This window comes from Pseudooceanicola sp., assembly GCF_041987405.1.
GTDB lineage: Bacteria > Pseudomonadota > Alphaproteobacteria > Rhodobacterales > Rhodobacteraceae > Pseudooceanicola.
Window position 1 is genome coordinate 451363 of sequence record NZ_JBHIWR010000002.1, and the last position, 12484, is coordinate 463846.

Genomic DNA, 12484 nt, shown 5'->3' on the forward strand with positions numbered 1-12484 from the left:
TTTCCGCATGTAGGAATACTCTTCCACTGACGGGTCATTTCGGTATCTTCCCGCACAAGGGAGGATACCATGACCAAGTTTGAACAGACCACGCATATCCATACGAACGAAGACTGGCTCGGCAAGCTGACCGAGGAGATCCTCGAACCCGACCTCCCCATCATCGACCCGCATCATCACCTCTGGGATCGTCTCGGCCCTTATTTCACTGATGAACTGCTGGCCGACCTGACCTCCGGCCACAACATCCGCCAGTCGGTCTTCATTCAGTGCCGCTATGGCTATCGCACCGATGGCCCGACCGAGATGATGCCCGTGGGCGAGACAGAATTCGTCGTCGGCATCGCCGAAGAAGCCGCGCGGAAACGCCCCGACATCGGCGCCTGCAACGGGATCGTCGCCCATGCGAACCTGTTGCTGGGCGCGGATGTTCAACCGGTGCTCGACGCGCAGAAGGAGGCCGCCAAGGGCCGGTTGCGCGGCATCCGGCATATCACCGCCTCCGGTGGCGATGCCTTTTCCGGCGCGGTCCCGAACTCTCCTCTGCGGGTGATGTATCAGGAGGACTTCCGCGCCGGGTTCGCCAAGCTCGCGGAGAACGACCTGACCTATGACGGCTGGCTCTATCATCCGCAGATCCCGGATTTCACCGATCTCGCCCGCGCCTTCCCAGAGACGACCATGGTGCTGGATCACTTCGGTGGCCCCCTCGGCATCGGGCCCTATCGTGGCAAAGGGGACGAGGTCTTTGCCGAATGGAAGGGCTACATGATCGAACTGGCCAAATGCGAGAATGCGCATATCAAGCTGGGCGGTCTTGCGATGGATGTGAACGGCTTCGATCTGCACAAGGAACCGCTGCCGCCCTCCTCCGGCGAATGTGCCCGGCTTTGGCGGCCCTATTTCGAGACGGCGATCGAACTCTTCGGCCCGGACCGCTGCATGTTCGAAAGCAATTTCCCGGTCGACAAGGGCGCGGTCTCCTACCCCGTTGTCTGGAACGCCTTCAAGCGGATCGCGGCGGGCGCCAGTGACGAGGAAAAGGCCAAACTCTTCCACGACACGGCCAAGCGGGTCTACCGACTTTGATGCGGTCTTTCGGAAAGTTTCAGTCTTTCAAATCCGGCATTTAACACCGCGATAACGCCTCCGCCCTATCCCTGATCCCGGGTGAGAAACGAGGTGAGTGATGAGCGCGCGACCTAACGCGGCGCCAGTCATCATCAAGCGGAAAAAGGTCGTCGCAGGTGGTGGACACCATGGCGGCGCATGGAAGGTTGCCTATGCCGACTTCGTGACGGCGATGATGGCCTTTTTCCTGCTGATGTGGCTGCTGAACGCGACGACAGAAAAGCAACGCAAGGGGATTGCGGATTTCTTCTCTCCGACGATTCCGGTGAACCGGGTCTCGGGCGGGGGCGATGGCGCCTTTGGCGGGGACAGCGTCTTTTCCGAGGAGGTCCTGACCCGCAACGGTGTCGGCGCGACATCCATGTCCGCGACCGAACGCGATCGGTCGCGCGGACAAAGCGGGCTGTCGACCGAGGGCGGCACCGACGCCGAGGCGGAGCAGCAGCGTCTGGAAAGCATCGAGGAGATGCTGAAGGGTCGGACCGGCGAAAGCGAGGTGGCCCCGGATGTGATGAAACACATCGTCACCCGCGTGACAGACGAGGGGCTGGTGATCGAACTCTTCGATCTGCCGGGCGAGCCGCTGTTCGACGGGTCGGGCGCTGAACCGACGGTTCTGCTAGAGGAAATCGCCAGCATCATCACCCGCGTGACCGGCATCGTCAGCAATGACATCGCGATCGAGGGGCATCTCGCCGCACAGCCGGTGGTTCTGTCCAACAGCGCGATCTGGGAAACCTCCGCCGCCCGGGCGAATACCTTCCGCAAGATGCTGGGGGAGGCGGGGCTGACCCGCACCCGGATTACGCGGATGACGGGCCATGCGGACCGCGAACCGGTCGTGCGCAACCCCATGGCGGCGCGCAACAATCGGCTGGAAGTCATCCTTCTGCGGGACCGGAGGTAGCGGCGAATAAGCAGAAGATTTTAGCCATTAGCCGCATATTAAACCCCGGCGCCTATGACTGGTCAGGACGGAAAGTCTGTGCAGCAGAAAGGCGTATCCATGACCATTTCCTCCTCTCTCAATGCGGGCGTCAACGGGCTACATACCAATGCCACCCGCCTGGGGACGATTGCGGATAATATCGCGAATTCAGCCACCTACGGATACAAACGGGTGGAGGCGGACTTTCACTCCATGGTGATCGGGGCGAACGCCGGAACCTACTCCGCCGGCGGGGTCCGGGCGACCACCATGCGCATGATCGACGAACGCGGTGCGCTGGTGTCGACCAACAACGCCACGGATCTGGCCGTGCGGGGGCGCGGCATGATCCCCGTCGCAGCGGGGTCGGAAGTCGACGCCACGGGCACCTTCGACAGCATGATGCTGACCACCACCGGGTCCTTCCGCTCTGACAGCAAGGGGTATCTACGCTCCGACGCAGGCCTCGTGCTGCTTGGCTGGCCTGCCACCGATACGGGCCAGTTCCCGCTCGTTCCACGCGACACCTCCGAAGGGTTGGAACCGGTGCAGATCAACCCGAACCTGTTTCAGGGCGAACCGACGACCAACATCCAGCTTGGCGTCAACCTGCCCGCCACGGATACCGAGGCCGGGTCGGCCGGCGACAGTCAGCAGCTCTCCATCGAATATTTCGACAACCTCGGGAAATCGGAAAGCCTGACAGTGGAATTCATCCCGACGGTTCCCGCCACCGGCTCCTCCAACGCCTGGCAGATGATAATCACCGACAGCGCCGCCGCCGGGGCGGTGATCGGGGATTACGACCTGACCTTCTCGGACGCCCGGGTCGCGGGCGGGACGCTGGCCTCCGTGTCTGACACCACCGGCGGGGCCTATGACCCCGCGACCGGCACGGTGATCGTCAACGTCCTCGGCGGCCCGATGGAGATTGACCTGGGCCTGATCGGCGGCACCGGCGGGCTGAGCCAGTTGTCCAACGTCTTTGCCCCGCTCGCCATCACCAAGGACGGCTCGGCCGTGGGCAACATGACCGAGGTGGAGGTCGACGCCAACGGTTTCGTCCACGCCTATTTCGATACCGGCATCACCCGGACCATCTATCAGATCCCGCTGGCCGATATGCCCAATACCAATGGTATGGTCGCGATGGACTATCAGACCTACATGCCAACCCCCGAAAGCGGCGCCTTCTTCCTCTGGGATGCCGGCAGTGGTCCGACCGGCGATATCGTCTCCTTCGCGCGGGAGGAATCGGCGACCGATGTGGCAGCGGAATTGACCGACATGATCCGTACGCAACGGGCCTATTCCAGCAACGCCAAGGTTTTCCAGACCGTCGAGTTGTCCTTGGCGCTGGCGACCCGTTTGCCGGTGGAAATCTGGCTCTGGGTATCGGTCATCGACTTGTTGACCATCTTCAACGTCTGAAGCGCGACCATGGCGCTGTTGTTCGTGAGAATGCTGGACATATTGGTTCCTTGAGTCTTGGACGCTTTGCGCCCGTTGCACGTCCCGCCCCCGGGTCAATGAGGGCGGCTGAGACTGTCGTTCTGACTCGTGCAGGAACCGGGACTGACCCGGTGCCGCGCCATCCGTTCGGATGCAGGGGCACCATGACGGTCAGTCCCTAACGGAAACCTAAACCGCCGGTCGGAGTTGCCGTGGATTTGAATCAATCCCGATCATGCCCGTCTTTCCACCTTCGAGTCCGGAACAGCGGGCAGGACGGATTTCTGACCGAACTCGTCATAGGTTTCCAGCGTCTTGCGGATTCTCCTGAGCGTGGCGAAGCGGTTGGCAACATTGCGAATTCCGCGCAAAGCGCTGTCTAATAGCGCCTGGTTTCGGATCGCCTTGCCCTGCAGGGTTTCCAACCTTGCGCGGCCCGGTTCGTCCACGTCCGCGATCCGTTCCAGCAGCAGTTCCTTTTCTGTCAGAAGTTCCGCCAAGTGTTTCAGATCGCCCGCGACCAGCGCCGCGCGTTCCCGGTCCAGCAGGTCGTCGAGCGAGGCAAAGAGGTCTGAGTCGGCGTCAGTCATGATTCCGTTCCTTCAAGGCTTGAAAAAGAGTTTCCGAGAGGCCGATTCCCCCGGCCTGCACCATCTGGCGGGCCTGTTCGTCGCGCAGGAATGACGCGAACTGTGCCTCGCCCATGCCGCCGCCAAAGGAGGGCGGGGCGCCATCCAGACCCGCCGCCTTGAGCATTTCCGACAGGAAGCTGGCCTCCAGCTCCTCCGCCGCCTTGCGCAGTTTCATCTCCTCCGGCGCGGATTGTCCGCCCGGGAAGACCGGGTTCGGCGGGCCGATTGGTCCATTCAACATCGATAGCTCCAATTCTTCTCACTTTCGGGATTTTGGCGCGTAGCGGTAAAGGATTGGTAATCGTCCTCTGCAATAACGTCCCTGACCGGAAGAATTCCCGAGGTTGAGATGACGCTACATCCCTTTCCTATTGCCGCGCCCCCGCCCGCCAGACCGCGCACGACCGGTGCCGCGCCGCCGGATGGGTGCAGCGGCCGGGACCCTCGGTCGTATGAAAACAGGGGGTTTGAACGGGCCTTTTCGGACGCGCAAGCGCGTGAAGGCAAGGCAGCCGCGCGGGGTGAAAACAGCCGTGGGACCGACGACAGGGCGGAGGCGTCGGTAGAGCGCCGCGATGCCACCGGATCGGGGAAGGAGGGTGATAAAACGCGAGAGGAGGGTGTGGCCGGGAGCCCCCTCGCGGCGGAATTACCGGCCGAACCGGCCGTGGGTTTGCGCGATGCGTCGGCGGCCGAGCCGACGGACAGGGGTGTGGGGACTCGCAACGCAAGGGTCTCGCCAGAAGCGATAGCGCTCGCTGAGCCACAGACCGAGGGGCCCGCCCCGGTTTCGAGACGCGATGGACATCCTGGCGCGGAGATGAACGCAGCAAGATCGGGCGACACAAGCTCTCCACGAACCGCAGTTGTGGGTGTGGGTGGGGAATTACCCGCGGCCAGCCTGAGGCAGGGCGTGCCATCAGGCAAAAACATGGCCTCCTTGATGTCGGAGGTGCAAGGCGATCCTGTGTCGGATCAACGCCCGGGACGGCAGCAAGGCCGAGCTGACATGTCGCAGACCCAGGTCGACCGACCTCTCTCAATGCAGCAGGCAAACCCTGTGCAAGAGGCCGACCTGCAAACGCGCCGACAAAAGGGGTCTTCGGCGACCCAGACACCGACCCAAGCGGATTCGTTCGACAGAAAGCCTGAGCAGAGTTCGGCGTCCGGTGCCGGCGCCGTGTTCCGTCGCGGCGAGGAGGATCGTAAGATGGGCGCATCGCGGAATGCCCCCCAAAACATAGGCAAACTTACCCCTGATCGGCCCCGGGATGGCCTTGGGATCGGCCAGAATGGGGCCGCGTCCGATGCCTCCGGTAAAGTGGCAGGTGGTCCGGATGCCCCCCCGTCCTCTATCAGGGCGATCCAGACCAAGAAGGAGTATTCTCAGTCTCATTCGGTGCCTTCGGACATTCGGATCGCGGCCGGTAGTCGCGGCCCGACAAAGTCCGAAACGCCTCGATCATCCTCGCCGACAATGGCGGCTGACACGGTCGTTGCAGACCCTGCCACGGATGCACCCGCGACAACCCGCACCGACCCGTCCAGACTCGTGCCGGCGCCCCAGGCGGCCGAACCTGCAGGGATGACCGATAGCCGGGCCGATCAGATGCGGGACCTGCCACTGCCGCAGCCCGCGACCCCGACCCGCGCAACCCCGCTTCCGCATTCCGACCTCGCAGGGCGCGTCGCGGATCAGCTGGCGCAGGCCGCACGCCAGCTGTCCGGCGGGCCCGTCGATATCACTCTTAACCCCGAGGAGCTGGGGCGCGTCCGCATGCACCTCTCCCCCGGGGATGCGGGCCTGACCCTGGTCGTCACCGCCGAGCGTTCCGAGACGCTGGAGCTGATGCGGCGCCACATCGATACGCTGGCTCAGGAATATCGCGCCCTCGGCTATGCTTCGCTGGAGTTTGCATTCGGCCAGCAGGGCCATCCGCAGCAGGAGGAGGACCCGCAACAGGGCTCCGCACAACCTGTTGGAGAAACCGGCGGGCAAGTCGCGGAATTAATTGCGATACCGGCTGCGGCGATGCCCGTGACGACGACCGGATTGGACATCAGGATCTGAGGCATGGAAACACCGTCAGCCACTGCCACGGCCCCTTCTCAGGCCGCCGCCGCCAAACGGGACACCAAGGCGGTGCTCAGCTCCGATTTCGAGACGTTCCTCAAGATGTTGTCGACCCAGTTGCAGAACCAGGACCCGCTCAACCCGGTCGATTCGGCGGATTACGCCGTGCAACTCGCCACCTTTTCCTCCGTCGAACAGCAGGTGCTGACCAATACGCATCTGGCGGAGCTGACCAACCGGATCCAGCTATCCGGGATGAGCGATCTGGCCAATTGGGTCGGGATGGAGGCGCTGACTCCGGCCGGATCCCGCTTTGACGGTACACCCGTCAGCCTCCACCTCGATCCTCCGCCCAATGCGGATCGCGCGGTATTGGTCGTGCGAGACGACAGCGGAACGGTCGTGCATCGCGAGGATACGGACCTGTCGACAGGCGCCTATGACTGGGACGGGCGGATGATGACTGGGGCAACGGCCCCCGTGGGGACCTACAGTTTCGAGCTTGAAACCTCCGCCGGGGGGGAGCCCCTGTCGACCGAGCCGGTCGCCAGCTATGCCCGCGTGGTGGAGGCGCGGTGGTCCAGTGAAGGAACCATGCTGATCCTTTCCGGCGGTGGCGCCGTGGCATCGGCGGATGTGCTCGGGCTGCGCCTCTAGCCTGTCAACCTTGGCCCCGCGCTTGCGCCATCTGCCGCGCTGCCCTATTCCAGCCCGGTTGATCCGATCCGGGGCCGACCGATGCGCCATGACATGCCCTCCGCCCGTCCGCCCGCCGACCTCGTCCGCGCGGCCGAGGCGTATTTGGCAGAGGAGCAGCCAGACGACGGGCCCCTTTGGCAACCCCTGACCGGGGGGCGGACGAACCGGCTCTGGCAGGTTGGCCAGAAGGTGGTGAAGCTCTACGATCCGGCGCAGGAAACGCCGCTCTTTCCCAATGATCCGGGCGCGGAGTTTTCCGCGATGACAACGCTTTGCGACGCAGGGTTGGCGCCCCGGCCGGTGGCGCGCATCACCGGAGAGTTCGGCGTCGCGCTGATTTATCACTACCTTCAGGGCGCAACAGGGCACGGAGACATGGCGGCCCTGGCGAGAATGCTGCACCGGGTTCACAGCGCGCCGCCTCCGCCCGGCCTCCGGCGCCTGCCCGGTGGCTCCCGGGAGATTCTGGCTCAGACCGATGCGCTGATGACCTTGCTGCCGAAGCCCCACGCCGGCCTCGCAGAGCTGCGAAAGCGCCTGAACACTCGAGATGAGATCGCGCCGGGGCCGAGTGTGCTGATCCACGCCGATCCCGTCTCTGCCAATATCGTCACCACTGACCCGGGCCCGATGCTGATTGATTGGCAATGCCCCGCGCTTGGCGACCCCTGCGAGGATCTGGCGATCATACTGTCCCCTTCCATGCAGCGCGCCTATGGCGCTCTGCTGGACCCGGCGCAGGCGGCGGAGCTTTTGTCCGCCTACCCGGATGCGGAGAGTTGCAGGCGCTATCAGCGTCTGGCGCCCTTCTATCACGTCAGAATGGCAGCCTATGCCCAGTGGTCGCTGGAAAACGGACGCGCAACAGGGGCCGAGGGGGTCGAGGAAGATCTCGATGCGGCCCGCAAGGCGCTGACGGACGGCGCCTAACGGATCCTTCGCCTAGCCCAGCATTAGAGCTGCGGCGGAGGCCACGGCCGCCCCGCCGATCGCGCCCAACCCCAGCCACAGCAGCCGTCGTCCGCGAGGGGCCGTGCGTTTCGGGTCCAGCGATGTCATCTGTTGCATCAGGCTACGCTCAACCAGCATCGGCAGGCGCGGGCCAAAGCGGGACAGGACCTCCGCCGTCTTGCGAAGATCGCGGGCCAGGGCGCGGGGGCCCAGGCTGTTGCGGATGTAATCCTCCACCACGGGCCGGGCGACTTCCCAGATATTGATCTGTGGCGAAAGCGACCGCGCGACCCCCTCGACCACGACCATGGTCCGCTGCAGCAGGATCAGTTCGGTCCGCGTCTCCATTCCGAAACGTTCAGTCACGTCGAATAGATAGGACAGCAACCGCCCCATGGAGATCCGCGTCGCGTCCATGCCAAATATCGGCTCGCCCACGGCGCGCAAGGCGCGGGCGAATTCGTCCACATCCTGGTCGGCGGGCACATAGCCTGCCTCGAAATGTACCAGAGCCACGCGCATGTAATCGCGCTTGATGAAGCCATAGAGGATCTCGGCATAGACCCGGCGGGTGTATTCGTCGATATGGCCCATGATCCCGAAATCATAGGCAATAATCGCCCCGTCCGCAGCGACTTTCAGGTTGCCCTGATGCATGTCTGCGTGAAAGAACCCGTCCCGCAGCGCATGGTTGAGGAAAAGGGTCAGCACCTCCTCGCCCAGCTTCACGCGGTCGTGCCCCGCCGCATCCAGCGCGTCATTATCGCCAAGCGATACGCCCTCGGCCCAGGTCATGGTCATCACCCGGCGGCCGCTTTCCTGCCAGCGCACCGCGGGCAGGCGGAAGCCGTCGTCGCCTTCGGTATTGGCCGCGAAGGTCGAGGCCGAAGCCGCCTCCAGCCGCAAATCCAACTCCCCACGCACGACACCGTCGAAATGTTCGACGACATCCGAGGGGCGCAACCGGCGCGAGGCGGGCGAGAGGAATTCGATGATCGTCGCGGCGAGGTAGAAGGCGTCCACATCCTTGCGGAAGGCCTTCTCGATCCCCGGGCGCAGAACCTTGACCGCGACCTCCTCGCCGGTTTCAACGAGACGCGCCTTGTGCACCTGCGCGATGGAGGCCGCTGCAATCGGTTCTGAAAATTCTGAAAAGATCGACTCGATCGGCTTGTCGAGTTCATGTTCGACCGTGGCCTTGGCGATGTCGCGGGAAAACGGCGGCAACCGATCCTGCAGCACCCGCAGGTGCCGTGCCAGGTCCTCGCCCACGAGGTCCGGCCGCGTCGACAGGATCTGGCCAAACTTGATATAGGCCGGGCCAAGCGCGGTCAGCGCCCGTGTCGCGGCGGGCATGGCTGGATCGCCCCGGTGGCCCAGCCATTGGAACGGCCAGCCGGCAACCCGCGCGGCGAAACGGAGCAACGGCGGCGCGTCATAGGCATCCAGGATGACCTTCATCGCGCCCGTACGCTCCAGCGTGGCCCCGGTGCGGACCAGCCGCCAGATATTGTGCGGCCCGCGCATTTAGATCTTCCACCCCGAGTGTAGCGCCGCAATCCCCAGGGTCAGGTTGCGGTACTTGGCCTGTTCGAAACCGGCGGTGCGGACCATGCCCAGAAAAGTCTCCTGATCCGGGAAGCGGCGGATGGATTCGACGAGGTACTGATAGCTGTCCCGGTCGTTGGCGATCACTTGCCCCATGGCCGGGATCATGTTGAAGGAATAGCGGTCATAGGCCCATTGCAGCGCCGGTGTCGGTATTTTCGAAAATTCCAGAACCATCAGACGCCCGCCCGGTTTCAGCACACGATAAGCCTCCGCCAGCGCCTCCTGCGGCCGGGTCACGTTCCGGATGCCAAAGCTGATCGTATAGACGTCAAAGCTGTTGTCGGCGAAGGGCAGGGCCATGGCATCGCCCACCACCCAGTCGAGGCTCTCGGCCATCCGCGATGCCTCCGCCCGCTTGCGGCCCTCGACTAGCATCGGTTCGGTCAGGTCGCAGACGGTGGCATGACCCGATCCGGCACGCTTGAGAAACCGGAAGGAGATGTCGCCCGTCCCGCCGGCCACATCCAGCAGGCGCTGCCCGGGACGCGGCGCCAGCCAGTCCATCATCGCATCCTTCCAGATACGGTGGATGCCCAGGCTCATCGCGTCGTTCATCACGTCATAGCGCGACGCGACAGAGGAGAAGACCCCCTGAACCTTCCCGGCCTTCTGATCTTCGGGGATCGTTTCGAACCCGAAATGCGTGGTTTTCTCGTCCATCGGAGGTGCGTTAACCCTGCCAAATAAAAGCCTCAGTTCCCTGCCATATGTGGGGAAAAGACACAAACCGTCAAATCGGCGCATGAGAGGCTGAAACGGTATGGAGCAGGTCCTTTCCCTCGCGATGCTCGCTCTGGCCATCGCGCTTCTGGCGGTATTGATGCGGATGCACAGCCGCCTGGCCGACATCGGGTTCGATCCCGATGGCGACACCAGTCATTCCGTGCACCAGGTCGCCATTCCGGTCCGTGTCGCCATGTCGGTCATCACCCTTGCCATTCTGCTGCGCGCCGCCGAGCGCGCCCAGGCCGATCTCTTCAGCCTTGGAATGGGGCTGGTGCTGGTGCCCATGCTGGCCTGGCTCAACGCCTATGTCTGGCAGTTCAAGGCCACCCTCAGCGGCACCGACCTGACCGTGATGACCCCGGGTTTTCGCGAGCGGACCCACGATCTGACCCGGCTCATCGGCCTGGAGGATGACCTGATCGTCACCTGGCATCTGCGGTTTCAGGGTGGCGAAGGTTGCTGGCTTCTGAAATACCTCAGTGGTCGCAACACCCTGCGCCGGGCCCTGACGGAGGCGCAGCCCCACTACTAGGCCGCCCATGCCCGAATTGCCCGAGGTTGAAACCGTCCGCACCGGTCTTGCGCCCGTGATGGAGGGGCAGGTGATCGCCCGCGCGACCGTCAACCGCCCCGACCTGCGCTGGCCCTTCCCGGAACGGATGGCAGAGCGGCTGACCGGCGCGCGGATCGACCGACTGCGGCGGCGGTCGAAGTATATCCTGGCCGATCTCGACCGGGGCGAGACGTTGCTGATCCACCTTGGTATGTCGGGGCGGATGACCGTCTCCGGCGATCCCCTGGGCCGGTTCGTGCATGACCACCCGATGCCGGAGAAACATGATCACGTGGTGTTCGACATGGAAAACGGCGCGCGGGTGACGTTCAACGACCCCCGCCGCTTCGGCGCGATGGACCTGCTGCCCACGCTGGAGGCCGACAGCCACCCCCTGCTGGCCTCAATCGGCCCCGAGCCGCTAGGCAATGCCTTCAACGAGGGGTATTTCCTCGCTGCCGTCAAACCCCGCCGCACACCGATCAAGACCGCGTTGCTGGATCAGAAGCTGGTCGCCGGTCTGGGCAATATCTACGTCTGCGAGGCGCTTTTCCGCGCGGGCATCGCGCCGACCCGCCGGGCCGACCGTATCTCGACACCGCGCCTCGCCGCTTTGGTCCCGATCATCCGCGATGTCCTGACAGAGGCAATCGCGGCCGGGGGGTCTTCGCTGAAAGACTACCGCCAAGCGGACGGGGAACTGGGGTATTTCCAGCACAATTTCGACGTCTACGGCCGCGAGGGGGAGCCCTGCAGAACCCCCGGTTGCGCGACGGCGATTCGGCGGGTCGTGCAGTCCGGCAGGTCGTCCTTCTACTGTCCGCAATGCCAAAGATAACTTGATCCCAAGGGGTAAACTGCTAGTGAATCGCCCCTAACACTCACAACAGATGGCCCCGATCCCATGGCTTACGAGACGATTATCGTCGAGATCGAAGACGGCGTGGCGACAGTCAAACTGAACCGCCCCGACGCAATGAACGCCCTGAACAACGATCTGCTTGGCGAATTGGCGGATGCGCTGACCGCCGCACAGGCAAACGAAAAGGTGCGCTGCATCGTTCTGACGGGGTCGGAGAAGTTCTTCGCCGCCGGGGCAGACATCAAGATGATGGCCGAGAAAAGCTTCGTCGATGTCTTTGCCGGGGATCTCTTTACCGAGGATACCGGTGCCATCCTGCGGGTGCGCAAACCGATCATCGCCGCCGTCGCGGGCTATGCCCTGGGGGGCGGCTGCGAACTGGCCATGATGTGTGATTTCATCATCGCCGCCGACAATGCCAAGTTCGGCCAGCCCGAAATCAACCTCGGCGTCATCGCCGGGATCGGCGGCACACAGCGCCTGACCCGGTTCATTGGCAAATCCAAGGCGATGGACATGAACCTGACCGGTCGCTTCATGGATGCCGAAGAGGCGGAGCGCGCGGGCCTCGTGTCCCGCGTGGTGCCCGCCAAGAAGCTGATGGAGGAAGCCATGGGTGCGGCCTCCAAGATCGCTGAAAAGTCGATGATTTCCGTCATGGCGGTGAAGGAGGCGGTGAATCGCGCCTACGAAACCCCGCTGGCCGAGGGCCTTCTGTTTGAACGCCGGGTCTTCAACTCGCTCTTTGCGACGGACGACCAGACCGAGGGCATGAACGCCTTCCTCGAAAAGCGTCAGCCGCAGTTCCGCGACAAGTGAGGCCGCGGCGGGCATTGTCCCGCCCCGCATCACCCGGGTAGCGCGG

13 protein-coding genes and 1 pseudogene are annotated in these 12484 nt (G+C 63.8%); 9 read left to right on the forward strand and 5 right to left on the reverse strand.

Annotation, left to right across the window (positions count from 1 at the left end; translation table 11 throughout):
• Positions 1-69 precede the first annotated feature (69 nt).
• The 3 genes and pseudogenes from ACFC2Y_RS06980 to ACFC2Y_RS06990 form a co-directional block, all read left to right on the forward strand.
• A complete protein-coding gene (locus ACFC2Y_RS06980; protein WP_375173973.1) occupies positions 70-1089 on the forward strand; it encodes an amidohydrolase family protein in 1020 nt (339 codons plus the stop codon).
• Positions 1090-1189: 100 nt separating this feature from the next.
• Positions 1190-2038: a flagellar motor protein MotB gene (locus ACFC2Y_RS06985; protein WP_375173972.1), complete on the forward strand. Its 849-nt coding sequence runs from the start codon at positions 1190-1192 to the stop codon at positions 2036-2038.
• 99 nt (positions 2039-2137) lie between these two features.
• Positions 2138-3430 (forward strand): annotated as a pseudogene (locus tag ACFC2Y_RS06990) (flagellar hook protein FlgE); the annotation flags it as partial.
• Here the strand turns inward: ACFC2Y_RS06990 and ACFC2Y_RS06995 are convergent.
• The 3 genes from ACFC2Y_RS06995 to ACFC2Y_RS07005 all read right to left on the reverse strand — a co-directional run bounded on the left by ACFC2Y_RS06995 (position 3367) and on the right by ACFC2Y_RS07005 (position 4384).
• Complete coding sequence (locus tag ACFC2Y_RS06995; RefSeq protein WP_375186417.1) at positions 3367-3531, reverse strand: hypothetical protein; 165 nt, start codon at positions 3529-3531, stop codon at positions 3367-3369. The pseudogene ACFC2Y_RS06990 and the gene ACFC2Y_RS06995 sit on opposite strands and share 64 nt — an antisense overlap.
• 213 nt (positions 3532-3744) lie before the next feature.
• The gene (locus tag ACFC2Y_RS07000) at positions 3745-4101 is read right to left on the reverse strand and encodes a flagellar biosynthesis protein FlgN (protein ID WP_375173971.1); all 357 of its coding nucleotides are present in this window, start codon (positions 4099-4101) and stop codon (positions 3745-3747) included.
• A complete protein-coding gene (locus ACFC2Y_RS07005) occupies positions 4094-4384 on the reverse strand; it encodes a rod-binding protein (RefSeq protein WP_375173970.1) in 291 nt (96 codons plus the stop codon). The genes ACFC2Y_RS07000 and ACFC2Y_RS07005 overlap by 8 nt, the downstream gene beginning before the upstream one ends.
• Positions 4385-5728: 1344 nt before the next feature.
• On the opposite strand from ACFC2Y_RS07005, the gene ACFC2Y_RS07010 reads away from it, so the two are divergent.
• The 3 genes from ACFC2Y_RS07010 (at position 5729) to ACFC2Y_RS07020 (ending at position 7846) form a co-directional block, all read left to right on the forward strand.
• The gene (locus ACFC2Y_RS07010; RefSeq protein WP_375173969.1) at positions 5729-6214 is read left to right on the forward strand and encodes a flagellar hook-length control protein FliK; all 486 of its coding nucleotides are present in this window, start codon (positions 5729-5731) and stop codon (positions 6212-6214) included.
• Between the two features lie 3 nt (positions 6215-6217).
• The gene (locus ACFC2Y_RS07015) at positions 6218-6874 is read left to right on the forward strand and encodes a flagellar hook capping FlgD N-terminal domain-containing protein (protein ID WP_375173968.1); all 657 of its coding nucleotides are present in this window, start codon (positions 6218-6220) and stop codon (positions 6872-6874) included.
• 81 nt (positions 6875-6955) lie between these two features.
• On the forward strand, positions 6956-7846 hold the full coding sequence (locus ACFC2Y_RS07020; protein WP_375173967.1) for a phosphotransferase: 891 nt from the start codon (positions 6956-6958) through the stop codon (positions 7844-7846).
• Positions 7847-7858: 12 nt separating this feature from the next.
• Here the strand turns inward: ACFC2Y_RS07020 and ubiB are convergent, their stop codons facing one another.
• Positions 7859-9394 (reverse strand): 2-polyprenylphenol 6-hydroxylase, encoded by a 1536-nt coding sequence (ubiB, locus tag ACFC2Y_RS07025; RefSeq protein WP_375173966.1) that lies wholly within the window; start codon positions 9392-9394, stop codon positions 7859-7861.
• On the reverse strand, positions 9395-10138 hold the full coding sequence (gene ubiE / locus ACFC2Y_RS07030; RefSeq protein ID WP_375173965.1) for a bifunctional demethylmenaquinone methyltransferase/2-methoxy-6-polyprenyl-1,4-benzoquinol methylase UbiE: 744 nt from the start codon (positions 10136-10138) through the stop codon (positions 9395-9397). It lies immediately after the preceding gene.
• A gap of 100 nt (positions 10139-10238) precedes the next feature.
• Here ubiE and ACFC2Y_RS07035 point away from each other — a divergent pair, with 100 nt between their 5' ends.
• From ACFC2Y_RS07035 to ACFC2Y_RS07045, 3 genes are all read left to right on the forward strand, one after another.
• A complete protein-coding gene (locus ACFC2Y_RS07035; RefSeq protein WP_375173964.1) occupies positions 10239-10736 on the forward strand; it encodes a hypothetical protein in 498 nt (165 codons plus the stop codon).
• A 7-nt stretch (positions 10737-10743) separates the two neighbouring features.
• On the forward strand, positions 10744-11595 hold the full coding sequence (gene mutM / locus ACFC2Y_RS07040) for a bifunctional DNA-formamidopyrimidine glycosylase/DNA-(apurinic or apyrimidinic site) lyase (protein WP_375173963.1): 852 nt from the start codon (positions 10744-10746) through the stop codon (positions 11593-11595).
• Between the two features lie 66 nt (positions 11596-11661).
• Complete coding sequence (locus ACFC2Y_RS07045; protein ID WP_375173962.1) at positions 11662-12438, forward strand: enoyl-CoA hydratase; 777 nt, start codon at positions 11662-11664, stop codon at positions 12436-12438.
• Positions 12439-12484 lie beyond the last annotated feature (46 nt).